We start from the raw sequence: 25,818 nt of genomic DNA, 5'->3' as shown, positions 1-25,818 counted from the left end.
CTCATGCGATTAAAATGCTGCGCTGGTATACTTTTCAAAAGTCGTTTCAACAGCTATCCCAATAACCAGCTCAACAACCATCGATCAATAACCTAGAAAGCCAAATAAAACGACCCCGCCTGCTTCGCGGCATGGTCTCTCGTTGAATGAGTCGCGTTGCTCAGGGTCTTTATAATCACAGCGATAGAAAAGAGGTTAACGCAAAATGTCTAAAACGCCGAAGATCATTTACACGCTCACCGACGAGGCGCCTGCGCTCGCAACATACTCTTTGCTTCCAATTATTGACGCCTTTACCGACGCTGCTGGCATTGAAGTGGAAACCCGGGATATCTCCCTGGCGGCCCGTGTTCTCGCTTTATTCCCCGATTATTTAACTGAAGAACAGCGCATTGAGGATCACTTGGCTGAATTGGGTGCACTGGCCAGGGTTCCGGAAGCCAATATCATCAAATTGCCCAATATCAGTGCTTCCATGCCGCAGCTGCGGGCAGTTATCAAAGAACTGCAAGAGCAGGGCTACCCGCTGCCGGAGTATCCTGACGAGCCAAGCACCGACGAAGAGAAAGATATCAAAGCGCGCTACGACAAAGTCAAAGGCAGCGCGGTTAACCCAGTGTTGCGTGAAGGTAACTCTGACCGTCGTGCGCCGAAGGCCGTCAAAGAGTACGCGCGAAAATACCCTCACTCGATGGGTGAGTGGAGTCAGGCCTCGCGTAGCCACGTTTCCCACATGCATAAGGGCGATTTCTACGACGGTGAAAAGTCGATAACGCTGGATCGTGCGCGCAATGTGAAGATGGAACTGACCACCAAGAGTGGCCAAACCCAGGTGCTCAAGTCGAATATCCCGCTACTCGAAGGCGAGATCATCGACAGTATGTTCATGAGCAAAAAAGCCTTGCTCGAATTCTACGAGCAGGAAATAGAAGATGCCCGCAAGTCTGGCGTGATGTTCTCGTTGCACGTAAAAGCGACGATGATGAAGGTTTCACACCCGATTGTGTTTGGCCACTGTATCAAGATTTTTTACAAAGACGCCTTTGAGAAACACGGTGAGTTGTTCAAAGAGCTGGGTGTCGACGTCAATAATGGCATCGCCAATCTCTACGAGAAGATCGAGACGTTGTCAGAATCACAGCGCGATGAAATCATCAGCGACTTGCACGCGTGCCATGAAAAGCGCCCAGAGTTGGCAATGGTGGATTCGGCGCGTGGTATCACCAACTTCCACTCGCCCAGCGATGTGATTGTGGACGCTTCAATGCCGGCGATGATTCGTGCCGGAGGCAAGATGTACGGCGGTGACGGTCGTCTTAAGGACGTTAAGGCCGTTATGCCCGAGTCTACATTCGCGCGTATTTACCAGGAAATGATCAATTTCTGTAAATGGCACGGTGCTTTTGATCCAGCGACCATGGGCACCGTACCCAATGTTGGCTTGATGGCGCAAAAAGCCGAAGAGTACGGCTCCCACGACAAGACCTTTGAAATTCCGGAAGATGGTGTTGCCAATATCACCGATCTGGACACGGGTGAGGTGCTGCTGACGCAGAATGTGGAGCAGGGTGATATCTGGCGGATGTGCCAAGTCAAGGACGCGCCGATTCGCGACTGGGTCAAGCTGGCAGTAGAGCGCTGCCGTGATTCTGGTATGCCGACGGTGTTCTGGCTCGACCCATACCGCCCGCATGAGAACGAGCTGATCAAAAAGGTCAAAACGTACCTCAAGGATCACGACACCGATGGGCTGGAAATTCATATCATGTCCCAGGTTCGGGCAATGCGTTACACGCTAGAGCGTGTGATTCGTGGCCTTGATACCATCTCAGTGACGGGTAACATCCTGCGCGATTACCTGACGGATCTATTCCCGATTCTTGAGCTGGGCACCAGTGCTAAGATGCTCTCTATCGTTCCCCTGATGGATGGCGGTGGTCTGTTTGAAACCGGTGCCGGTGGCTCCGCACCCAAGCACGTTCAGCAACTGCTGGAAGAGAATCATCTGCGCTGGGACAGCCTTGGCGAGTTCCTGGCACTGGTAGCCTCTTTGGAGCACCTGGCTAAACGCTTTGGTAACGACCGTGCTAAGCTGCTGGCGAAAGCGCTGGATGAAGCAAACGGCAAGTTCCTCGAAAGCAACAAGTCGCCTTCACGCAAAGTGGGTGAGTTGGACAACCGAGGCAGCCATTTCTACCTGGCGTTATACTGGGCAGAAGCGTTGGCGGCTCAAGATCAAGACGCTGAATTGAAAACACGTTTTGCCCGCCTGGTGGAAACGCTGAAAGCTAATGAAGCGACAATCATTGATGAACTCAATGGCGTTCAAGGGCAGCCTGTTGATCTTAAAGGCTATTATCACCCGAACGGCGAGTTGGCTAGCCAAGTCATGCGTCCGAGCAAAACGCTTAACGAAGCGCTTGCTATGGTGGCAAACGGCTAACGCTGCCAAGACAGGCGTTTCACAAGTACTCTGCGCGGCCCACTGGGCAAAGCGCATGAAAACGCTGTGACACCCCTCGCCCACCCTGGTGGGCGAGGGTTTTTTGTCTTATCGAATATGTTAATTTTGTATTTTCCATGAACCCTTGCTGATCGGCAGCGTCTGAAAGTAGACAATAGCCTTTAGACTTCCATCGGTCAGTGTTGAGACAACCAACCGTGTTGCTTATGCCTAACCAAAATAGTTCATGCTTGGCCCTGCGGCCCGTACTTGCGGGGATGACACGGCCAAATATGCCTGATGAAGATGGTGATATAGCGGTGCAGTCAGCAGAACCGGCGCTGGCTCAACCGCCGCTTTATAAGGTGGTACTTCACAATGACGATTACACACCTATGGAATTTGTCATTGAAGTGCTGCAGGATTTTTTTAATATGGATAGCGAGACGGCCGTTCAGGTCATGCTCGCCGTACATACCCAAGGAAAGGGCACTTGTGGCGTGTTTACGCGCGATATAGCCGAAACCAAAAGCTATCAAGTCAATGAATATGCCCGTGAGTGTGAGCACCCGTTGATAAGTGATATTGAGGCCGCCAATTAGAAACGTTGAGAAATAATTGGTGGCGAGGCTTGCAACCGTGCCATTTGTACCCGATGTTGAGAGTGCCGGTCGATTAAACTGATCCGACGCAAGCCCTAGGTGGCGATACGCCCTAGGTAGTAGCGAAAAGGGGACTGCCATGCTGAGCAAAGAACTTGAAATGACCCTGAACACGGCCTTCACCGTGGCGCGTTCCAAGCGCCATGAGTTTATGACCGTTGAGCACCTGCTGCTAGCGTTGCTAGATAATGCCTCAGCGGTAGACGTACTGAAGGCCTGTGGGGCGAACCTCGACAAGCTGCGGTCCGATCTGCAGGATTTTATTAACTCGACTACGCCACTGATCCCAGAAGGCCAGGGTGATCGCGAGACCCAGCCGACGCTTGGTTTTCAGCGTGTTTTACAGCGGGCGGTCTTCCACGTTCAGTCATCTGGCAAAAGCGAAGTGTCCGGCGCCAATGTGCTGGTGGCGATTTTCTCCGAACAAGAGAGCCAGGCGGTTTACTTCCTTAAGCAACAGAGCGTTGCACGGGTCGATGCGGTCAACTACATCGCCCACGGCATCTCCAAAGTGGCTGGTCACGGCCCGTCTCCCGCTCCCTCTTCATCCGAGAGTGAAGACGCGGAAGAGGGTGGTAACGAGGGCGCCGCGCATCCATTGACTGGCTACGCTACCAACCTGAACGAACAAGCCCGGCTGGGTAAAATTGATCCGCTAATTGGCCGTGATCATGAGCTTGAACGCGTGGTGCAAATTCTGGCTCGGCGGCGCAAAAATAACCCATTGTTAGTCGGCGAAGCGGGGGTGGGTAAAACTGCGGTGGCCGAGGGCTTAGCCAAGCGTATCGTTGAAGAAGACGTGCCTGACGTGATTGCCGATGCGGTGGTCTACTCGCTGGACATGGGCGCGCTGCTGGCTGGCACCAAGTACCGTGGGGATTTTGAAAAACGTCTCAAGAGCCTGCTGAGCGAACTACGCAAACAGCCTAACGCTGTGCTGTTCATCGATGAGATCCATACCGTCATTGGTGCTGGTGCTGCGTCGGGTGGCGTGATGGACGCGTCTAACCTGCTCAAACCGCTGCTCTCCTCGGGCGAGCTGCGCTGCATTGGCTCGACCACGTTCCAAGAGTTTCGCGGTATCTTTGAGAAAGATCGTGCCCTGGCGCGGCGCTTCCAAAAAGTGGATGTGATGGCGCCCTCGGTTGAAGACACCATCAAAATCCTAAAAGGGTTGCGTTCACGCTTTGAAGAGCACCACGAACTGAAGTACACCGATGGCGCGCTGGAGAGTGCGGCACGTTTGGCGGATCGCTATATCAACGACCGTTTCCTGCCTGACAAAGCGATTGATGTGATTGACGAGGCAGGCGCGCACCAGCGACTACTGCCTCCGGAAGTTCGCGCCAAGACCATCGATGTCGAGCAAGTGGAAGCCGTGGTGGCATCGATTGCGCGCATTCCGCCGAAGAGTGTATCGAGCTCTGACCGTAAACTGCTCGAGAAGCTGGATCGTGACCTGAAAATGCTGGTATTCGGGCAGGATGAAGCGATTGATAGCCTCTCCGCGGCTATTAAACTCTCCCGGGCCGGGCTTAAATCCCCCGATAAGCCCGTTGGTAGCTTCCTGTTTGCCGGCCCTACCGGTGTGGGTAAGACGGAAGTGGCCAAACAGCTTGCGAATATCATGGGCATCGAGCTGGTGCGCTTCGATATGTCCGAGTACATGGAGCGTCACACCGTATCGCGCCTGATTGGTGCGCCTCCTGGTTACGTGGGTTACGACCAGGGTGGCCTGCTGACCGAAGCGGTTACCAAGCAGCCACACTGCGTACTGCTGTTGGATGAGATTGAGAAAGCGCACCCGGAAGTCTTTAACCTGCTGCTGCAGGTCATGGATCACGGTCGTTTAACGGATAACAATGGCCGCGAAGCGGACTTCCGCCACGTTATCCTGATCATGACCTCCAACGCCGGTGCAGAGCAGGCATCGCGCCGTTCAATTGGCTTCCAAAGTCAAGATCACTCTACCGATGCCATGGAAGTGATCCGCCGCACCTTCTCGCCGGAGTTCCGCAACCGTCTGGATGGCATCATTCAGTTCCATTCGCTGCCGGTTTCCATAGTGCGCAATGTCGTCGACAAGTTCTTGATCGAACTGCAGGCGCAGCTGGATGAGAAGCGTGTTCAGCTGGATGTGGACGATATGGCCCGGGATTGGCTGGCCGATAAAGGCTACGATCCTGATATGGGCGCACGACCAATGGCGCGCCTCATTCAAGAGAAGCTGAAGAAGCCACTAGCCGAGATGATTCTGTTTGGCGAACTGGCTGACCAGGGCGGCATTGTTCACGTAAGCCTAGAGGAGGGTGAACTGCATCTTTCCACTGAGACTGAAATGGCGGATGCGCCCTGAAAAGGGCGCTAAGCCGCATTGACGCCAAAGATGTAAATTCATAGAAACGCAGCGCCCTGTCTTTGACGGGGCGTTGTCGTTCTTAGTCAGCCGTCATCAACCCGCTGAGGGCTTAGCGCGAACGGTAGACGATACGGCCTTTGGACAGGTCGTACGGTGTCAGCTCTACTTTTACCTTGTCGCCGGTCAGAATGCGGATATAGTTTTTGCGCATTTTGCCAGAGATGTGAGCGGTAACGACGTGACCGTTTTCCAGCTCAACCCGAAACATGGTGTTCGGAAGGGTATCGACGATAACGCCTTCCATTTCAATATGATCTTCGCGTGCCATATAGGCATGTCCTCACTTATGAGTTAGTGATGTAATAACCGGTCAGAATTTGAGTGCCGCTAGGTGGGCGCTCAAGAAACAGCGCTATATTGTGCCGTAAGCCCGCCGTCAAGGCAAAAAAGCTCGTGGGTTTAGCGAATTAATGGCCGCCAATGGCGCCCGTCGAGTATTTCCAACGGCGCAAAAGCCTGCTTGTAACGCATCTTACGGCACTCTTCGATCCAATACCCTAAATAAAGGTGCGGCAGCGCTTTTTCTCGACTGAGCTCAATGAGCTGGAGAATAGCAAAGGTGCCTAGCGAACGCTTATCCAGTGCTTCGCTCACGGCAAAGAAGGTGTAGATTGCCGAGAGACCGTGCTCCAACTGGTCAAAGGCGGCTACCCCGACCAGTTCGTCGCCGAGATACATCTCCATCAGATGGGCATAGGGCTCATCTAGGGTGAGAAAGGTACGGTACTGCTCGCGGCTGGGAGGGTACATATCGCCGTCGGCATGGCGCTGGCGAATATAGTCAGCGTAAAGCGAGTAGTGGCTGGATGCAAAGTGAGCTGGCACAACACGAACGTGGATGTCGGCATTGCGGCGCCAGATTTTACGCTGAGTGCGGTTAGCCGCAAACTGCTCAACCGGGATGCGCACCGAGTGGCAGGCGCTGCAGCCGTCACAGTGGGGGCGGTAAAGGTGTCGGCCACTGCGACGAAAACCTAACAGCGCCAGCGAGTCATAGACACCCGGAACGGGCGACTCCTGGGGATCGAGAAACAGCGTAGTCGCTTCCCTGCCGGGTAAATAGCTACAGGCATGCGGCACGGTAAGGAAGAAGCGCAAATCCCGCACCGGCCGACGCGGAGTGTTACTACTCACGGCCTGTCTCCTCGTTATAAAAAAATGGTTGGAACAGAATAAGTTCGTCACTATGGTTTATCACTACGTAGGTTCATCACTACGCATTACCCTTGGTAGCAATCGCCTTAAGCCAGAGCGATGCCGGAACAGCGGGCGCCTCATTGGGTGATGTGGTTAACGTAAAAGCCTTATCGGGCAACCAGTTTTTAAGATAGTTGATGAATGCCTCGCGAGCGACTGTAATAGCGCCCAGGCTCGCTAGGTGGGGTGTATGCATTTGGCAGTCGATGAGTTTGCCGCCATGTTCACGCATGGCTCTGGCGAGGTGGGCCAGGGCCACCTTAGAGGCATCCGGGGCGCGGGAGAACATTGACTCACCAAAAAATACCGGGCCCATGGCGACGCCGTAGAGGCCTCCCACCAATTGCCCCTGTTGATGGACTTCAATGCTATGGGCAATGCCCAGGGCGTGCAGCAGGCTGTAGGCGTCGCGCATCTCTTCTGTGATCCAGGTGCCGGTCTCGTCACCTCGTGGGGCGGCGCAGGCTTGAATCACCTGGTCGAAGTGTTGATCCAGGGTGATATGAAAGCCACCATGGCGTAATCGTTTGGTGAGGCTACGGCGCTGCTTAAATTGCTCAGGTAGGAGTATCATGCGCGGATCTGGGCTCCACCACAGAATCGGATCGTCGTCGCTGAACCAGGGGAATATGCCCTGCCGGTAGGCTTCTACCAACCAAACGGGGGAGAGCTCTCCACCAGCGGCCAGCAGGCCATTCGGGGAGTCCAGCGCCACCTGAGTAGGTGGAAATTTAGGATGTGGCGAGGAAAGCCAAGGTAGCATTACTTGCTCCTGTTACGACGTTCTTGTACTGAGCGCTTTACAATAGCCTCTGTGACGGCGGAAGGATGCTCGGTATCATGCAAACTCGCAAGTGGATTAAAGACGCCATCGAGGTGTAAAGGGAGAGTCGCTTGAAAGTGAATAAAGCAGTCAACAAGCGAACGCAACGTAGCGCGCGTCAAACACCATCATCGGCTTCATCTGCGCGCGTTAGCGCCGCAAAGGATAAGGCTCGTCGTTTTGGCCTGCGCTTACAAGGATCCGTTCGCGAAGGCGTAGTGGTGATTCTGCTGGCGCTGTGTGTTTTCTTATTATTGGCGCTGTTTAGTTATCAACCTTCTGATCCCGGCTGGTCTTATCAGGGCCCTGAGACAGATATAGGTAACTGGATGGGGCAAGTGGGCGCTTGGCTGGCCGATGTCCTCTATTCTCTATTGGGCGCCAGTGCTTTGTGGTGGCCGGGCATGTTCGGCTTTGCTGCCTGGTGGCTGATTCGCTCACGCCAGGTGCGTTTTGAACTCGACCCGGTGGCAATAGCGGTACACGCGGGAGGTTTGGTGCTGCTTATTTTCGGCACCACCATGCTGGGTGCGCTGCACTTCTATCACCCGGACAGTATTCTCCCCTATGCCTCCGGCGGTATTTTGGGCGAAGGCTTGGTCGGTGCATTAAGGCCTCTAGTGGGCAGTGGTGGCGTTGGCTTGATCGCCGCGGCGCTCATTTTAAGCGGCTTTCCGCTGTTTAGTGGTATGTCATGGCTGCAGGTGGCCGATGAGCTCGGCAAGCGTCTATGCCGCCTGGGCGGCTGGTTGTCGGCACGTCGACAAACACGCCGTATGCGCGCCGCTCAGCGGGCGGCTGCTAAAGCCGCCAAGAAGCCTACGCCCAAGCCTCAAGAGCCTGAGTCTGGAGCTACGTCTCCTGTAGCCCCTGAGGCTGCACCCGCCGCTGAGACGAAGCCTGTGGCAGAGCCGGTAGGTAAAAGCCCCAATGGCCGCGAACGTCGTGAGCCAGGTTTCTCTGTGCCACTTTCCAGCAGCGAGGCGAGCAGCGCTTCAGAGAGCAGTGCGGCAGACAAGGCGCCTGCAAATAGCAGCGAGACGACGGATACCTCGATTCCCTGGGAAGCCGCGGCGTTTTCAAGCAATAAGCATGTGCCTGCTAAAACACCCGCGCCTGATTCTTCGACACCTACCGCGGAGCCGACAGTTTCAGCGCCTGCAGCAGCCCCGTCATTGACGTCAACGGCTAAAACGGCAGAAGAGAAGGAAGCGACGACACCCCCAGCGCCGCGGGAAAATGCTTTTGTCCAGGCGGAGGTAACGTCGGCAGCGCCCGAGGCTCAAGCACCTGCGTCCGATGAGGAGCCCAAGGAAGCCGAGACTTCCTTCCCGCTGCGGGCTACTCGTCAAGAAGAGCCCCCGGCGCCTGCCACAAGTAACTTCTTTGTCAGCGACGAGGCGCCCGCCGAGAAAGAGCATGCTCATGCCGCGCCCGCTGAGCGCCGCAGTGAGCCATCACTCACCGCTGACCCTAGCAACAGCCAGCCCGAACCTCGTGTTGGTGAGCCTCATATCGGCGACACTGATACCGCCTGGAGCCCTGAGCGTGTCACCGCGTCTGAACCTGCGCGTAAACCTGAACGTGTAGCTGAGGTAGTGCCCGAGCCGGTGTGGGACGATGAAGAGATGGATGATGAGCTGTATGCGCAGGAGCGAGGTAGCGAAGCGCGCTCAATGGCGCCTCCTTCGCCCACGCCACCCCCAGCCGCACGCCAAGAACCCAGCTTTGCGCCTGAAGAGAGCCCGCAAGAAGCGGATGAAGGTCCCGCCCTATGGACCGTGGAGCATCTGCAGAGCCAGCGGCCTGCTTTTGAAACGCTTGATGAGCCCGAAGGCGAGGTGCCGAGCCTGCAATTGTTGACACCAGCAGAGCCGCATCAGCCCAATTACAGTGATGAACAGTTAGCTGATATGGCTGAGCTGCTGGAAGTGCGGCTGCGTGAATACGGCGTGAAAGCGGAAGTGGTGGACACCTGGCCTGGGCCGGTGATTACGCGCTTTGAGATCAAGCCTGCTGCGGGCGTGAAAGTCTCTAAAATCAGTAATCTAGCCAAAGACCTGGCACGCTCACTGATGGTTAAAAGCGTGCGGGTAGTCGAGGTGATTCCAGGGCGCCCCACGGTGGGGATTGAAATTCCCAACCCCAATCGCGCCATGATCCGCCTGCGCGAAGTCATCGACTCCGACCGTTATCAGCAGGAGACGTCACCGCTGACCATGGCGCTAGGCCAGGATATTGGCGGCAGCCCTGTGGTCGCCAACTTGGGCAAGATGCCACACTTGTTAGTAGCCGGTACTACCGGGTCGGGTAAATCGGTGGGCGTTAACGCCATGCTGATCTCGATGCTTCTTAAAGCCAAGCCTAGCGAGCTAAAGCTGATCATGGTCGACCCGAAAATGTTGGAACTGTCGGTGTATGACGGCATTCCTCACCTGCTGGCGCCTGTGGTCACTGACATGAAAGAGGCGGCCAACAGCCTACGCTGGTGTGTGGCCGAAATGGAGCGCCGCTACAAGTTAATGGCGGCCATGGGGGTGCGTAACATCGCGGGCTTCAATGGTCGTCTGGATGAAGCCGAGCGTGCCGGCGCCCAGGTAGCCGACCCGCTCTGGGAGCCACAACCCTGGGAAGTGCATCAGCCCCATCCGGTGTTAGAGAAACTGCCCTACATCGTCGTGGTGATCGACGAGTTTGCCGATATGTTTATGATTGTCGGTAAAAAGGTTGAAGAGCTGATTGCGCGCCTGGCGCAAAAGGCTCGCGCCGCGGGTATTCATTTGATTCTGGCGACCCAGCGCCCCTCGGTAGACGTGGTGACGGGCTTGATCAAAGCCAACATCCCTTCGCGGATGGCGTTTCAGGTCTCATCCAGAATTGATTCGCGCACCATTCTCGACCAGGGCGGCGCGGAGAGCCTGCTGGGCCATGGCGATATGCTCTATCTGCCTGCGGGCTCAGGGCCGCCTAACCGTATCCACGGTGCCTTCGTGGATGATGACGAAGTACACCGGGTGGTCGATGACTGGAAGCGGCGTGGTGCGCCTGAATATATTGAAGAGATTCTTTCTGGCGGCGTTTCTGCCGATGCCTTAACCGGCCTTGAAGCCGAAGGGGGCGATGGCGACGATGCGGAGCAGGACGCGCTCTACGATGAGGCCGTTCAGTTTGTTACTGAAACGCGCAAAGCCTCGATCTCCGCCGTGCAGCGGCGCTTTAAAATTGGCTACAACCGGGCCGCTCGCTTGGTTGAGGCCATGGAGGGCGCTGGCGTGGTGACCTCTATGGGCTCTAACGGGGCCCGGGAAGTGCTTGCGCCGCCTCCGGTGGGACACTAACCGTTTGGTGTAAGGCACAATTATGCAATAAGCGTGGAAGTGGCGCCGCAGGTGAAACCCTGCGGCGTTTTTCGCGTCTTAACGACACATGGACGGTTAAGCCGACCTCACTGCCTCACTGCTTGATTTTTGAGCAATAGTTTTGAGCAACGGTTTTGAACATCAGTTTTGAGCAGCAGCTTTGAACAACAGTAATTTGGCAACGGTTGCCTAGGGAGATCATATGCGCGATACGCAAACAAAACGTCCGTCATCAATAGGTGCGCCACAACTGGCATTTGCTGCCAGCGCCTTGGGATTAACATTTGGCGCTCCCGCTTGGGCAGAGGATGCTGCCGAACGTTTGACCGAGCGGTTGGATCCGCTTGAGCGCTATCAAGCGAGTTTTGAACAGCAGATTCTGGATGGCAGCGGCGAACGTCTGCAGAGCGCACGCGGCGAGATGTGGTTGTCCCGCCCAGGTATGCTGCGTTGGGAAGTGGAGGCACCCTACAGTCAAACGGTGGTCTCCGACGGTGAAGATGTGTATATGTACGATCCCGATCTTGAGCAGGTCACCGTTCAAGAGATGGATGATCGAGTAACCCACACCCCTGCGTTATTACTGTCGGGAAGTTCAAACGATTTAACCGAGAGCTATGAGGTGTTCTACGAGCAGGATGGGGGAGAAGATGTCTTTACCCTGGTGCCCATCTCTGCCGATACACTGTTTGAAGAGTTGAGCATGGTCTTTGAAGGCGAAACGTTAACCGAGCTGTGGATGATGGACAGCACCGGCCAGCGTACCGCGATTACCTTTAGCAATATCACCCTCAATGGCGATATCGCCCCAGACATCTTTGACTTTGAGATTCCCGAAGGCACCGATGTTATTCGTGAAGAGCTCTAGGGTGAAAAGTGAATGGTAAGGCGTGAGGGGTAAGTCTTTAAAGATAAATCGTTAAAGATAAGTAGTTGCTGGAGAGTGTCAGTTAAACCTGCCACTGCTTTAACCATCAGGCGCCCTAGGGCGCCTGATCTGCTTCCTGGTCAAGATTTTCTCGCCACGCCATGATTTCCCCAAAGCGCTTCTCCTGACCAATGGCGCTCGGCTTGAAAAAGTCGGCTTTAGGCAGCTCTTCAGGCCAGCAGTCGTGGGCGCTGCCCGCCGGGTAGCCGTCTGGCTCATTATGGGCATAGCGGTAGCCCTCACCGTGGCCTAGCTGTTCCATCAACTTGGTCGGCGCATTGCGCAGATAGGTGGGTACTTCCACCTGGGGCTGCTGGCGCACATACTGCTTGGCTTCATTCCAGGCTCGGTCTATACGGTTGCTTTTGGGCGCCACTGCCAAATGAATTGCCGCATGGGCAATCGCCCGTTGGCCTTCGTAATCACCCAAGCGCAGATAGGCATCCCACGCCGCAATTACCAGCGGTAGCGCGCGGGGGTCGGCATTGCCGACATCCTCTGAGGCAATGGCGGTCAGCCTGCGCACCACGTCCAGCGGGTCGCCGCCGCCCTGCATAAAGCGCGCCATATACAGCAAGGCCGCATTGGGGCGCGAAGAGCGTATCGATTTATGAATCGCCGAAAGCAGGTCGTAATAGGCATCGCCCTGTTTATCGAAGGCGCTGGCCTGATGGCCGATCACATCGGCAAGTACCTCTTTATGCAGCACTTCGCGATCCGCTTCCTGAGTAGCGAAATCGCAGGCGGTTTCCAATAGCCCCAGCGCCCGCCGTGCATCGCCGGCGCTGGCGTGGGCCAGTGCGGTTAATACGTCATCATCCACCTGGATATCACGCTTACCCAGCCCTCGCTCAACGTCGTTGAGCGCTTGGCGCATCACCGTGATCAGTTCCTCCTGGGTGAGTGATTTCAGTACGTAAACCCGCGCGCGGGAGAGCAGCGCCGAATTGACTTCAAAGGAGGGATTTTCGGTGGTGGCACCAATCAGCGTTAACAGCCCCGACTCCACATGGGGCAGCAAAGCGTCCTGTTGGCTCTTGTTTAGGCGGTGAATCTCATCTAAAAAGAGGATAACCGTGGAGGACATCTGTTGGGCGCGCTCAACCACGGCGCGAATCTCTTTCACTCCAGCCATCACCGCGCTGAGGTGTTCTAGATGCGCTTGGGAAGCTCTGGCTAACAGCTCTGCCAGCGTGGTTTTGCCAACCCCTGGTGGCCCCCAGAGAATCATTGAGCGCACTACGCCCGATTCCGCCATGCGGCGAAGAGGTTTATCTGGCCCCACCAGCGCCTGCTGGCCCACGTAATCATCCAGCTGGCGTGGACGCATACGAAAGGCTAAGGGGGCATCATCAGCGGGTATCGCCTGAGCGCTATCGAAAAGATCCATGTAAGCTTCCGTTATAAATCAGTACGTTGAGCAACAAATTGCCAACAAGTGTTGGTGGTAAATCGCGCCTTGGCGAACTACCTTTGGCGTAACCTATCAGAAAGATACACTTGCTAGGATAACGCTAGAGGGGCATTGTTTATGATAACCCCACGCGCTTATGTTCGCATGCCGTCAATCATCAAGGCTTAGACGGTAGGCATGACACAATAAAAGGAGACGGTTCGATGTTAAACCAACTGCGTCTGGATCATGCCAACATGGCGAGACTACTCCATGTGCTGCAGCTCAAGCAGAAAACCCTTGCCCAGGGCGAGCGCCCCAACTTTCAGCTGATGCGTGAGGTTGTCGACTATATTTTGTCGTATATGGATGGTTTTGCGGCCCCCTTAGAGCGTGTTTGTGTCGAACGGCTGCAAACCCAGGCGCCGGAACACCTGGCGCTTACCGAGCAGATGGCTAATGACTATCGTGAGCTAAAGCCACGCCTCCAGCGGCTTTCCAACGATATTGATATGATCCTAATGGATAACATCCTACCGATGGATCGTTTTGCCGATGACTTGAAAAACTATTTAGAAGCGCATCGTGCCTATCTGCGCCACGAACGGGAGAAGCTATTCCCACTGATTGATGAGCACTTCAGTCCTGAAGACATGGAAGAACTTCGTCAAGCGCTCCCTGAAGGTGCTGAGCAGGAGTTAGAGCGCCTGCAGCAAGCCTACCCGGAACTCTACGCCGAGCTGCGTGGGGCCGACGTGCCCGCGGTATAGCACTAGCGGCTAACCGCCACCCACTAACGGCAATCGATAAAATCACGGAGCATGCTAAACTAATGCTCCGTTTTTTTTAGGCAGAGCCATGATGGGCAGAGTCAGGAAAGGCCCTGTGTTAATTTTTGATTCCGGTGTCGGCGGCCTGTCGGTGGCGCAGTCGCTGCGCCAACACTACCCTGATGCTGCCCTATGCTATGCCTGCGATAACGCTTGGCTACCCTATGGGCTGCGCGAAGACGCTGCCCTGACCGAGCGCATTGTGGCGGTATGTAGTGCCGCGGTGGCAGCATGCAAGCCGAGTGTGTTGGTTGTCGCCTGCAATACCGCGAGTACGCTGGCGTTGGAAAATTTGCGCCAGCAGTTGGTGATCCCTGTCGTTGGCACCGTGCCTGCTATCAAACCTGCCGCAGCGATTAGCCAGACACGCCATATTGGGCTGCTAGCCACCAAAGCCACGGTAGGGCGGCCCTACACCCAACGCTTGATTGATAGCTTTGCCAGCGACTGTGTGATTACCCGGGTCGCTGCCGATGCCCTGGTCGTCGAGGCCGAAGCGTACCTAGCAGGAATTACGCCCAATACCGAACGCATGCAGGCGGCCCTGGCGCCTTTATGGCACGCTATTACCCCTTTCTCGCCTGTCCATTCTTTACTTCCTGATCATCAGCCGCTGGATACCCCGGAGCTAGATACGGTCGTGCTGGGCTGTACCCATTTTCCGCTGTTAAAGCCTTGGCTATCTCAGCTTGCCCCGAAGCCAGTGCACTGGATCGATTCCGGCGATGCGATTGCCCGTCGGGTGGCGCAAGTTGTTGATGAGCTATATAGCGACCAGCAGGATGGCCGCTGCTTTACCACTGCCCCTGCTGCCGACCTGACCGCTGGTTTGGCCCGCTATGGGTTTAAGGCATCCCAATTGCTCAACCTAGGCTACTGAACACGTTTAACCACTATTCTTGCTGATCGAATTATTCAAAGGAGCAGCCTTGGCTATCCCCGTTGTAGAACCCGAACATTACGCTGAACAGCTAGCCGTCAAACGTGACTACCTGGAGAGTACTTTTGCCGCCTTTCAGCCACCGGCGTTAGAGGTGTTTGAATCGCCGCCGGGCTACTACCGTCAGCGCTGCGAGTTTCGCATATGGCATGAAGAGGATGACCTCTTCTACGCCATGTTCGAAGTGGATCCTGATAACCCGAAAAACAAGCGGGTGGTTCGGTTGGATCAGTACGCAGTTGCCAGCGAACGCATCAATCAGCTAATGCCGCAGTTACGCGAGGCCTGCCTGCGCTCTGACGAGCTGCGTCGGCGGCTGTTCCAGGTGGAGTTTTTAACCACGCTATCGGGAGAGGCGTTGGTAACGCTGATTTACCACCGCCCGTTAGGCGATGAGTGGGAGCGTGAAGCCCGCGCTCTGGAAGTTGAGCTAGGCATTATGATTATTGGCCGCTCCCGCAAGCAGCGCATTGTGCTGAGCCGTGATCACGTATGGGAACGCCTTAAAGTAGATGGTCGCACGCTGCACTACCAGCAGGTGGAAAACAGCTTTACCCAGCCTAATGCCCACATCTGCCAAAAAATGCTCAGTTGGGCGCGGGAAGTGACCGCTGGTCATCAACAGGAGGATCTGGTCGAACTCTACTGCGGTAACGGCAATTTCACCATTGCCCTGGCGGATAACTTCCGCCGAGTGCTGGCCACAGAAATTTCTCGCACCTCTGTGGCCAGTGCCAACGTCAATCTGGAGGCCAATGGGGTAACCAACGCACAGATTGGGCGAATGTCAGCCGAGGAGTTTGCGTTGGCGCTGAAGGGGGAAAAAAACGGTCGCCGCGTGGCGGAAATGGCGCTGGAAGAGTACGATTTTTCCACCGTGCTGGTAGACCCGCCGCGTGCCGGTTTAGACGAGCAGAGTTGTGAGCAACTCAGCGAATACGCTCAGATCGTCTATATTTCATGCAACCCAGCCACGTTAGCTGAAAACTTGACCATACTGACCAATACTCATCGGATAGAGCGTTTTGCGCTATTTGACCAGTTTCCGTTTACCGACCACTGTGAGTGTGGAGTGCTGTTAAAGCGGCGCTAGGCTGGTGGGGAAAATACTAGTCAGCATTCGACCTAATGCGTAAACGGTATGTGCCATGAACAACACGTCAGGTGATTAGAGACGCGACGATAGGTAGCGTAAGCTAGCCGTTATGTTGGCCTAAAGGCCTATTGTCCTTCGTTTTTTGGCCGTTATGGCCTAGGCAGTCGAGGTGATGGATGCACTACGTTGCGATTGAAGAGAGTCGGCAGGATCTTTTGAAGCAGCTCCAGGAGCGACTGCACGCGCGGTTAGACCCCGCTCGCGCCGCCACTGTGGATGCTTTTGCTCGGCACTTTTATGCCACCGTGCCGGTGGAAGACCTGGTGGATCGTCGCCTGGACGATCTGTATGGCGCAACGCTGTCGATCTGGCAGTTTTTGCAGCATCACGATCCGCAAACCCCCAAAGTACGGGTATTTAACCCGGATTTTGAAGAGCATGGCTGGCAGTCGACGCATACCTTTGTTGCCGTTCTGCATGAAGATATGCCGTTTTTGGTCGACTCAGTGCGTATCGAGCTCAACCGCCGTGGTTTGACCGTGCACGCAATTCAAAACGCCGTGGTGGCGGTCGCCCGTGATGAGCGGCACCAACTGCAAGCGCTGAGCTCGCCCAGGGATGAAAACGCGCCTGACGCCCGCGAGTCGCTGATTGTGATTGAGGTGGATCGGCACACTGATGCGGCACTGCTGGAGAAAATCGAAAGCAATCTAAATGACGTGCTTCGCGATGTCCGTACCGCCGTGGGTGATTTCGATGCCATGTGTTCACAAATAACCGCATCGATTCAAGAGCTTGAAAAGAACTGCCCGCCACAGATCGATCCTGACGACCACGAAGAGGCGATTGCCTTTTTAGAGTGGATGCTCAAAGATAACTTCACTTTCCTGGGCTACGACGAGTACCAGCTGGAAGGCAGCGAGTTAAAGCGCGACGCTGATAGCGTGCTGGGCGTGTTCCGCCTGGATCAGCCGCGCTACTGCGAACGGATTCGCACCGAGGAGGGGGTGGATGAGCATAACGATTATGTGCTGGTGCCTCAGCTACTGTCGTTTGCCAAAAGCGCCCACCACTCCCGGGTGCACCGTCCTACCTATCCAGACTACATCACCGTTGACCGTTACGATGACGACGGCAATGTGATTGGTGAGCGGCGCTTCTTTGGTCTGTTCACCTCCACGGTGTACAACGAATCGCCGCGCAATATTCCGCTGCTGCGTCGCAAGCTGAAAGCCGTGATGGATATCGCCGGGTTTAATCCCCAGGGCCACAATGGCAAGCAGCTACTCCAGGTGCTGGAAGTCTATCCCCGGGATGATCTGTTCCAGATTGATACCGAGTCACTGGCCAGTACGGCGCTGGGTATTCTCAATATCCGTGAGCGCCGCCAGGTGCGGCTGTTTATCCGCGCGGATATCAGCGGTAAGTTCTACTCCTGCCTGGTATTTGTTCCCCGCGATGTGTTCTCCACGGATCTGCGTCAGCGGATTCAAAACGTGCTGTGCGACGAGCTGGATGCCCACTTTGGCGACTTTAACACCTACTTATCCGAGTCGGTGCTGGCGCGTATTCAGTTAATTCTGCGCTTTAATGGCGACGCCCCCAGCGACTACGACCTTAAACGGTTGGAGAGCAAAGTGGCCCGGCTGGCGCGCAGTTGGCGCGACGAACTGCATAACGCGATGATCGAAGGTTTCGGTGAAGAGCGCGCTAACCTGCTGATGGATCAGTTCCGTGAGGCCTTTTCAGCCAGCTATCGGGAAGATTTTTCCGCGCGTACTGCGGTGTTTGATGTTCAGCACCTGCTAACGCTGGACAACGGCGATGATTTATCGCTGTCGCTCTACCGTCCGCTGGAAGAGCAGGGCGGCGGCGTTAACCTGAAGCTGTTCCACCGTGGCACGCAGATCCCTCTCTCTGACGTGCTGCCGATGATGGAGAATCTCGGCCTGCGCGTGATCGGCGAGCGCCCCTACGATATTAACGCGCCTGAACAGCGCTACTGGATTCACGACTTCGAGCTAGAGCATAGCGGTGCGGATGTCAGTCTGGGCGATATGCGCGATGTCTTTACTGAAGCCTTTAAGCGCATCTGGACTGGCGAAGCCGACAACGATGCCTTTAACCGCCTGATTATCGGCGCGGGGCTGGATTGGCGCGAAGTGGCGATGCTGCGCGGCTACGCACGGTATCTAAAACAAATCCGCTTCGGTATGTCTCAGGATTACATTGCGGCCACGCTGGCCAACTACCCGGCCATTACCCGTGAGCTGGTTGAGCTCTTCCGGCTGCGTTTTGATCCTGAGCAGCAGAGCCACGCTACCGACGAGTGCGTTGCGAGCTTAAATGAGCGTTTGGAAGGGGTGGCCAGCCTTAACGACGACCAGCTGCTGCGCCGCTTTATGGAGCTGATCCTCGCCACCCTGCGTACCAACTACTACCAGCTTGCTGAGGGTGGGCGCTTTAAAGACTACATCGCCTACAAGCTCGAGCCTTCCAAAGTTACCGGTATGCCCAAGCCGCGACCGATGTTTGAGATTTTTGTCTGCTCGCCGCGGGTGGAAGGTGTACACCTGCGTGGCGGCAAAGTGGCCCGCGGTGGTCTGCGCTGGTCGGATCGCTTCGAAGACTACCGCACTGAAGTGCTGGGGCTGGTTAAAGCACAGCAGGTGAAGAACGCCGTTATCGTCCCCGTCGGCGCCAAGGGCGGCTTTGTGTGTAAACGCATGCCGGAAAATGCCAGCCGTGATGTCGTCCAGAAAGAGGGCATCGCCTGCTACCAAATCTTTATTCGTGCCCTTTTGGATGTGACTGACAATCTGGTGGGTGGCGATGTGGTACCGCCGGAAAATGTTGTCCGCCACGATGAGGACGACGCTTATCTGGTAGTAGCTGCCGACAAAGGCACCGCCACTTTCTCGGATATCGCCAACGAAATTTCCATCGAGTATGGCCACTGGCTGGGCGATGCCTTTGCCTCTGGTGGTGCTAACGGCTACGACCATAAGAAGATGGGGATCACCGCTCGCGGTGCCTGGGAGTCGGTTAAGCGCCACTTCAAAAATCTTGATCTCGATACCCAGCGCGATCTGTTTAGCGTGGTGGGGATCGGCGATATGGCCGGCGATGTGTTTGGTAACGGCATGCTGCTCTCCGACAAGATTCAACTGGTGGGCGCCTTCAACCACCTGCATATCTTTGTTGACCCCAACCCGGATGCAGAGGCCTCTTTTGCCGAGCGTAAGCGGCTGTTCGCAATGCCGCGTTCAAGCTGGGAAGACTACAGCCAGGAGTTGATCTCCGCTGGTGGTGGTATCTTTAGTCGTAGCGCCAAGTCGATTAGCATCACGCCGGAGATGCAGCAAGTATTTGGTATCAAGGAAGAGCGCCTGTCGCCGAATGAACTGATCCGCGCCATGCTCAAATCCAAGGTGGACTTGATCTGGAATGGCGGTATCGGAACCTACGTGAAGGGCTCCGACGAAACCGATGCCGATGTGGGTGACAAAGCCAACGATACCCTGCGCATCAATGGCAATGACTTGAACTGCCGTGTGGTGGGTGAGGGCGGTAACCTCGGTTTGACCCAGCGCGGGCGTATGGAAGCTGCTGCCAAGGGCGTGCGCGTTTATACCGACTTTATTGATAACGCGGGTGGGGTGAACTGCTCCGACCACGAGGTCAATATCAAAATTCTGATCGATGAAGTGGTCAAGCGCGGCGATATGACCGACAAGCAGCGCAATGAGCTGCTGGCGCAAATGACCGATGAAGTATCAGAACTGGTGATTCTGGATAACTATCGCCAAAGCCAGGCGTTGGATCTATCGGCCATCCTCTCCGATTATTCGATGGGCCCTTATCGCCGTTTTATCAGCGAACTGGAAGCGTCCGGGCAAATTGATCGAGAGCTGGAGTTTTTGCCCGCCGATGATGTGCTCAAAGAACGTTCCAGTAACGGCCAAGGCATGCGCCTGCCGGAGCTTTCGGTGCTGATTTCCTACGCCAAGAGCACCTTGAAGGGTGATTTGATCACTTCTGATGTGCCGGACGACCACTACATCAATCGCCATTTGGAACGGCTGTTCCCATCGGTTCTGGTGGAGCGCTTTAAAGATGAGATGTACGAGCATCGGCTAAAGCGTGAAATCGTCGCCACCCAGGTCGCCAACGATCTGGTTGACCATATGGGGATCGTCTTTGTCCGCCGCCTGATGGACTCCACCGGGGCAGGACGTGCCGATATCGCACGGGCCTATATCGTGGCCCGGGATAGCTTCAACCTGCCCAGCCTTTGGGCGCAAATTGAAGCACTCGACAATCAGGTGCCCAACCGCATTCAGTACTCAATGATGCTCGATCTGATGCGCTTGATCCGCCGTGCCACGCGCTGGTTTGTGCGTCAGCACCTGGGGCTCTCGACCCACGACACCATTGAGTACTTTGCTCCCCGCCTGGCGCAGTTGCAGGAAGGTATTGGTGAGTTGCTCAGCGGTGAAGAGCTTAGCGCCTGGGATAGCCGTCGTGATGAACTGCTGGAAGCGGGTGTGCCTGAGGCCCTGGCGTCCACCGTGGCGGCGTCATCAAGCCTCTACGCTGGGCTGGGTATTATCCAAGCGGCGCGCCTGACCAATGAAAAACCCCAGCGGGTAGCGGAGGTGCTGTACGAAATTGGCAGCCGGCTGGAGCTGCCGTGGATGATTCAGCAGGTAACCCAGCTGGAAGTGCGCGACGCCTGGCAGGCCCAGGCGCGGGAAACCTTCCGTGACGATATCGAGCGACAACAGCTGGCGCTGACCACAAGCGTGCTGAAGCTCGATGCGGGAAGCCGCGATACCCAGGAGCGGGTGGCGCAGTGGCTGGATCAGCACGCTGACCTCCACCGCCGCTGGTGTCGCCTTATCGAAGAAGTGCGGGGTGGCAGTGAAGGTGGCTTTGCGCTGTTTGCCGTCGCGGTACGCGAGCTGGTGGATCTCGCCGAGAGTGATAGCGAGGCCTAGTTCCAGATAGTCTCAACGCACAACCGTTAGTTAAAGCGCGCCCTGGTTCTCCACCGGGGCGCGCTTTATTGCGTTATACTGGTGCCCGTTTTTAGCCCCGCACCCACATTCGGCCCCGTTTGTAGAGACCTGCTATGTACAACCTTGCCCGCTCGCTATTTTTTCGCGTTGATCCAGAAACGTCCCACGGCATGGCGCTAAGCGCGTTGGAGACACTGCATCGCGTGGGTGGCGTAGCGCGGTTATTTGGCCAGCCGGTCAATGACCCCGTCGAACTGATGGGGCTGCGGTTTGCCAATCGGGTGGGGCTAGCTGCCGGTTTGGATAAGAACGCCGATCATCTGGATGCTCTTGGCGCGCTGGGCTTTGGTTTTGTCGAAGTGGGTACCGTCACGCCTAAACCCCAGCCGGGCAACCCCAAGCCCCGGCTGTTTCGCTTGGCGCAGCACGAGGCGATCATCAACCGCTTTGGGTTTAACAACAAAGGGGTAGAGTATCTGATTCAGCAGGTTAAACAGCGCCACTACAGTGGCGTTGTGGGTATCAATATCGGCAAGAACCTCACCACCTCGGTAGAGCAGGCGTTGGATGACTACCTGGTGTGTTTAGACGCGGTGCACCCCTATGCGGACTACATTGCAGTGAATGTTTCTTCGCCGAATACCCCTGGGCTGCGCAGCCTACAGTTTGGTGAACAGCTGGATGCGCTGCTAGCGCCTATTCGCGCCCGCGCTACAGAGCTTGATGCTCAAGCGGGCCGCAAAGTGCCGCTGCTGATTAAGATCGCCCCGGATATGAGCGCTGAAGAAGTAGCGCTGATGGCAGCCAGTATTGAACGCAACCACCTTGATGGGGTGATTGCCACCAACACCACGGTTTCCCGTGAAGCCGTGCAGGACGACCCTCAAGCGGAGGAGGCGGGTGGGTTGTCAGGTAAGCCGGTCTTTGAGGCATCCAATCGCGTTATTCGCCAACTGCGTGAGCATCTACCCCGACTTCCGATTATTGGCGTAGGCGGTATCGATAGTGCCGCTGCCGCCCAGGCCAAGCTCGCCGCTGGCGCGGATTTAGTCCAGCTCTACTCAGGGTTGATCTACCAAGGGCCTAAACTAGTCGGTGAATGTGCCAGGGCACTTAAAGCAACTAAAAAGCCCACTTAAAAAAGTGGGCTCACTGAAAACCGCGTTTAAAATCTCTCTTTAAAACATTGAAAAGTAAAACGTTAGGCCATGACTAGGGGATTTTTGTGGATGCCCGAAATGCCGGTCATCCCATCCCACTGGTCGCCGCGACCTTCACGCCAACCGCTCATCCAGTATTCGCGTAAATTGATATCTTGACTGGGACAATCATCACGAGAACGACCCGATACACCCGCTTTGTAGCCGTGGACATAAGCCCGCTGGAAGCGATCACGTTTTTGCCGTTTCATTGGCTAACCTCTTTTCACGAAAGCCTTTGATAAGAAATAAGATGTTGACGACACTATTCACAGAATATGTTTCACAGAATATGTTCGAAAACACCATTATTCCGAGAGCTTGCTTCAAGAGCGAGACGCCGCTTCAACTCAAATGTCTAGCACTCACGAGCTGAACGGGTCGAGCGGCGATCTCTTTCAAATCATAAGCCGAGTTTTGAACCCGGCCCTGACAGGCAACGCATGCGTTTTTCAGTAGCTACTCTCTTATTGTTAGACCATGATGGGGTCATCTGTCGACTACCAATTTGTCATAAAACGTAAACTCATTTGTTATATACAGGAATATCGCGCCTTTAAGCGCCGCTATTATCATGATCGAGTCGAACCAAACCGCTCCCCTACAGTTGCTCGCCACCTGCCCCAAAGGCATCGAAGGCCTGCTCCACGATGAACTCATCGCGCTGGGCGCCACGCCGGGCAAAACCACGGTGGCTGGGGTGTACTTCACCGCCAGTCAAGCCATCGCCTACCGGGTGTGCCTGTGGTCGCGATTGGCCAACCGGGTGATTTTAACCCTGGTGCGCGAATCGATGATCGACACCGCCGAGCAGGTGCGTGATGTCGTCGCACGCATTGCCTGGACGCAACACCTGGCCCCGGGTAACACGCTGGCGGTGGATTTCCACGGCCGCAGCGAACAGATTCGCCACACCCGCTTTGGCGCCCAAACCGTCAAGGACGGTGTCGTCGATGCGCTTCAGTTGGCGGGGCAGGAACGCCCCAACGTCGATACCAAAACCCCTGATCTGCGCATCTACGCCCACCTGCACCGGATGAACCTAACCATTGGCCTGGATCTCTCGGGTGAAAGCCTGCACCGCCGCGGTTATCGTCGGGATGTGGGCCACGCGCCGCTCAAAGAGAACTTGGCCGCAGCGCTATTGGTACGCGCGGGCTGGCCCGAGCGTTTAAAAGCGGGAGAGCCGTTGATTGATCCGCTGTGCGGCGCAGGCACGCTACTCATTGAAGCCGCGATGATGGCCGCCGACCAGGCGCCCAACCTTAACCGTGAACGGTTCGGTTTTCATGGCTGGGCAGGACACGATGACATAGCGTGGCGTGAGCAGAAACGCGAAGCCGAAGCGCGCGCGTCGATTGGCCGTAAGCGCTGCAAGGCTCAATTACTCGGCTTCGACCAGAGCCCGGCGGCGCTCTCCGCGGCGAAAGCCAATGCCATGCGTGCAGGCATCCCTGCTTTGATTACCCTGCATGGGCAGAGCCTTGCCCAGCTTACCCGGCCAGCAACGCTCACTGCCGAAAGCGGCCTGCTGATCACCAATCCTCCTTACGGCGAGCGCCTGGGCGAGTTGCCGGAGCTGGTGCGCCTCTATGCCCAGCTGGGTGAGAAAGCCAAGGCCCTGTTCCCCGGCTGGACACTGGCGGTATTTACCGGCAACCCGGATCTCGGCCACCGGCTGGGGATGCGCGCGCACAAACAGTACGCGCTTAAAAACGGCGCCTTGGAGGCCAAGCTGCTGCTGATGGAGGTTGGTGGTGCCGAGCGTTCGCCTGCGGCTAGCGACGTGCCCCAGGTTAGCGCTGGAAATGGAGCTGAGCCGACGACGGAAGAGCGCCAAGAAACGCCTCAAGTATCAGCCCCGAAAGGCTCAGACAATGCCCAGATGTTTGCCAACAGACTGATCAAAAATCAGAAGCGGCTGAAAAAATGGCTCAAACAGAGCGGCGAAACCAGCTACCGCGTCTATGACGCCGATATGCCCGAGTACGCTCTGGCGGTAGACCGCTACGGCGACCGCGTACATGTACAGGAGTATGCGGCGCCTAGCTCCGTCAACCCGGCTCAGGCGCAAAAGCGCTTATACGACGCCTTGGAAGTCATGCCCGAGGCGCTCAACGTTGACGCCAGCAAAATCTATATCAAGCGCCGCGAGCGTCAAGCCGGCAGTGCCCAGTACCAGAAGCGTGCCGCCAGCGGTGAGCGTTTTGAGGTGCAGGAGGGCGAGGCACGGCTATGGGTCAATCTGCGTGACTATCTCGATACCGGGCTGTTTCTTGACCACCGCCCGGTACGGCGGATGCTGGGCGAAATGGCCAGCGGCAAGCGCTTTTTAAACCTGTTCTGTTACACCGCTACGGCAACGGTGCAGGCGGCGTTAGGCGGCGCTAGCGACAGCGTCAGCGTGGATATGTCCAATACCTACCTGGAGTGGGCCAAGGACAACTTTGCGCTCAATAAGCTGGATACTCGCCTGCACCGGGTAGTGCGCGATGACTGTTTTCGCTGGCTGGAGACTGCCAACGCCGAGTTTGATTTGATCTTTATGGATCCACCGACGTTCTCAAACTCCAAGAAAATGCGCGACACCCTCGACGTGCAGCGTGATCATCCGCGGCTTGTGGAGTTGGCTATGGCGCGTTTGGCACCCGGGGGCACCTTGGTGTTTTCTAATAACCAGCGGCGTTTTAAACTGGACGAGGCGCTTAGCGAGCAATTTGCGGTAGAGGACATTACCGGACGCAGTTTCGATCCTGATTTTCAGCGGCGCACAAACCTGCACCATGTGTTTTTACTTCGTCATAAGGCGTCATAAGAGAGCTTTTACATGATTCAGCTATCGCTTTATACAACGATGGGCTGCCACCTGTGCAGCCAGTTAGAGGCGCTGGTGGCTGCACTAGCGAATCAAAAGGTGTGGCTGCACCATATCGAAATTAGTGATGACGACGCCTTAGTCGAGCGCTACGGCGTACGCATACCGGTGATAGTGGATAGTGAGGGCAATGAGCTGGATTGTGGTTTCGAGCTGGAGCGCTTAAGCGCTTGGTTGCGCGAACGCGGCTGGCTGGATGAGAGCGCGCTGGCGGCGTTTACGGCATTGCCAGAGTCCACGCCGCCCAAAGGCGCCCATAAGCGCGATGGGCGGCGATTTCTGGGTTAATCCCTGGGCGGGAGTGAGCGGCTAAAGTACGTCCAGCAGCGAGAGCTGGCGCATGGCTTCCTGGCCTTCGGGCGTATGGTCGGCCACTTCCAGCACCTTGCGAAACCCCCGTGAGGACTGGATAGTGGCCTCGTCCTCTAGCCACATATGGGCTTGATCCAGCGTATCGGCTAGCTGATGTTTCAGGCCACCAAACTGGGTGCCGATTTGGCCCCAGGCACGGCTGAAAATCCAGTCACCAAACATATCCTGGTGAATATGAACCAACACATAGTCATGGTTGGTTTCCCAGCGTACGATCACAACACTCTCCTTAAATACCCTTTAAACACGCCTGCCCTACAA

18 protein-coding genes are annotated in these 25,818 nt (G+C 56.0%); 12 read left to right on the top strand and 6 right to left on the bottom strand.

What is annotated here, in order from left to right:
* Positions 1-205 precede the first annotated feature (205 nt).
* From QT231_RS19605 to clpA, 3 genes are all read left to right on the top strand, one after another.
* Positions 206-2,443, top strand: a complete 2,238-nt coding sequence (locus QT231_RS19605; protein WP_308338498.1) for an NADP-dependent isocitrate dehydrogenase — start codon at positions 206-208, stop codon at positions 2,441-2,443.
* Positions 2,444-2,736: 293 nt separating this feature from the next.
* Entirely contained in the window at positions 2,737-3,045 is a 309-nt protein-coding gene (gene clpS / locus QT231_RS19600) for an ATP-dependent Clp protease adapter ClpS (protein WP_035538640.1), read from the top strand.
* Positions 3,046-3,184: 139 nt separating this feature from the next.
* Positions 3,185-5,461, top strand: coding sequence for an ATP-dependent Clp protease ATP-binding subunit ClpA (gene clpA, locus QT231_RS19595; RefSeq protein ID WP_308338497.1), 2,277 nt, complete (start codon positions 3,185-3,187; stop codon positions 5,459-5,461).
* Between the two features lie 112 nt (positions 5,462-5,573).
* On the opposite strand, the gene infA is transcribed toward clpA, so the two are convergent.
* From infA to aat, 3 genes are all read right to left on the bottom strand, one after another.
* Entirely contained in the window at positions 5,574-5,792 is a 219-nt protein-coding gene (gene infA / locus QT231_RS19590; RefSeq protein ID WP_007111068.1) for a translation initiation factor IF-1, read from the bottom strand.
* 131 nt (positions 5,793-5,923) lie between these two features.
* Complete coding sequence (locus QT231_RS19585) at positions 5,924-6,658, bottom strand: arginyltransferase (protein ID WP_308338496.1); 735 nt, start codon at positions 6,656-6,658, stop codon at positions 5,924-5,926.
* Positions 6,659-6,737: 79 nt separating this feature from the next.
* Positions 6,738-7,484: a leucyl/phenylalanyl-tRNA--protein transferase gene (gene aat / locus QT231_RS19580; RefSeq protein WP_308338495.1), complete on the bottom strand. Its 747-nt coding sequence runs from the start codon at positions 7,482-7,484 to the stop codon at positions 6,738-6,740.
* Positions 7,485-7,615: 131 nt separating this feature from the next.
* Between aat and QT231_RS19575 the strand changes: the two genes are divergently transcribed.
* A complete protein-coding gene (locus QT231_RS19575; RefSeq protein ID WP_308338494.1) occupies positions 7,616-10,882 on the top strand; it encodes a DNA translocase FtsK 4TM domain-containing protein in 3,267 nt (1,088 codons plus the stop codon).
* 223 nt (positions 10,883-11,105) lie between these two features.
* Positions 11,106-11,771: an outer membrane lipoprotein chaperone LolA gene (gene lolA / locus QT231_RS19570; RefSeq protein WP_308338493.1), complete on the top strand. Its 666-nt coding sequence runs from the start codon at positions 11,106-11,108 to the stop codon at positions 11,769-11,771.
* A gap of 115 nt (positions 11,772-11,886) precedes the next feature.
* Here the strand turns inward: lolA and QT231_RS19565 are convergent, their stop codons facing one another.
* A complete protein-coding gene (locus QT231_RS19565) occupies positions 11,887-13,221 on the bottom strand; it encodes a replication-associated recombination protein A (RefSeq protein ID WP_308338492.1) in 1,335 nt (444 codons plus the stop codon).
* Between the two features lie 227 nt (positions 13,222-13,448).
* Between QT231_RS19565 and QT231_RS19560 the strand changes: the two genes are divergently transcribed.
* From QT231_RS19560 to QT231_RS19540, 5 genes are all read left to right on the top strand, one after another.
* On the top strand, positions 13,449-13,994 hold the full coding sequence (locus tag QT231_RS19560) for a hemerythrin domain-containing protein (RefSeq protein ID WP_308338491.1): 546 nt from the start codon (positions 13,449-13,451) through the stop codon (positions 13,992-13,994).
* A gap of 91 nt (positions 13,995-14,085) precedes the next feature.
* Complete coding sequence (locus tag QT231_RS19555; protein WP_308338507.1) at positions 14,086-14,934, top strand: glutamate racemase; 849 nt, start codon at positions 14,086-14,088, stop codon at positions 14,932-14,934.
* Between the two features lie 49 nt (positions 14,935-14,983).
* A complete protein-coding gene (trmA, locus tag QT231_RS19550; RefSeq protein ID WP_308338490.1) occupies positions 14,984-16,087 on the top strand; it encodes a tRNA (uridine(54)-C5)-methyltransferase TrmA in 1,104 nt (367 codons plus the stop codon).
* A gap of 179 nt (positions 16,088-16,266) precedes the next feature.
* Positions 16,267-21,090: an NAD-glutamate dehydrogenase gene (locus QT231_RS19545; protein WP_308338489.1), complete on the top strand. Its 4,824-nt coding sequence runs from the start codon at positions 16,267-16,269 to the stop codon at positions 21,088-21,090.
* Positions 21,091-21,224: 134 nt separating this feature from the next.
* Entirely contained in the window at positions 21,225-22,250 is a 1,026-nt protein-coding gene (locus QT231_RS19540) for a quinone-dependent dihydroorotate dehydrogenase (RefSeq protein ID WP_308338488.1), read from the top strand.
* A gap of 62 nt (positions 22,251-22,312) precedes the next feature.
* On the opposite strand, the gene rmf is transcribed toward QT231_RS19540, so the two are convergent.
* Entirely contained in the window at positions 22,313-22,522 is a 210-nt protein-coding gene (gene rmf, locus QT231_RS19535; RefSeq protein WP_007111057.1) for a ribosome modulation factor, read from the bottom strand.
* 362 nt (positions 22,523-22,884) lie between these two features.
* Here rmf and rlmKL point away from each other — a divergent pair, with 362 nt between their 5' ends.
* On the top strand, positions 22,885-25,125 hold the full coding sequence (gene rlmKL / locus QT231_RS19530; protein ID WP_308338487.1) for a bifunctional 23S rRNA (guanine(2069)-N(7))-methyltransferase RlmK/23S rRNA (guanine(2445)-N(2))-methyltransferase RlmL: 2,241 nt from the start codon (positions 22,885-22,887) through the stop codon (positions 25,123-25,125).
* A gap of 12 nt (positions 25,126-25,137) precedes the next feature.
* On the top strand, positions 25,138-25,473 hold the full coding sequence (locus QT231_RS19525; protein WP_308338486.1) for a glutaredoxin family protein: 336 nt from the start codon (positions 25,138-25,140) through the stop codon (positions 25,471-25,473).
* A gap of 21 nt (positions 25,474-25,494) precedes the next feature.
* On the opposite strand, the gene QT231_RS19520 is transcribed toward QT231_RS19525, so the two are convergent.
* A complete protein-coding gene (locus tag QT231_RS19520; RefSeq protein ID WP_035577715.1) occupies positions 25,495-25,776 on the bottom strand; it encodes a hypothetical protein in 282 nt (93 codons plus the stop codon).
* Between the last annotated feature and the right edge of the window lie 42 nt (positions 25,777-25,818).

Origin of the sequence: Halomonas sp. SpR1 (assembly GCF_031010175.1) — a bacterium.
Classification (GTDB): domain Bacteria; phylum Pseudomonadota; class Gammaproteobacteria; order Pseudomonadales; family Halomonadaceae; genus Vreelandella.
Note: the sequence above shows the minus strand (reverse complement) of the source record. Positions and strands in the feature narration are given on the sequence as shown.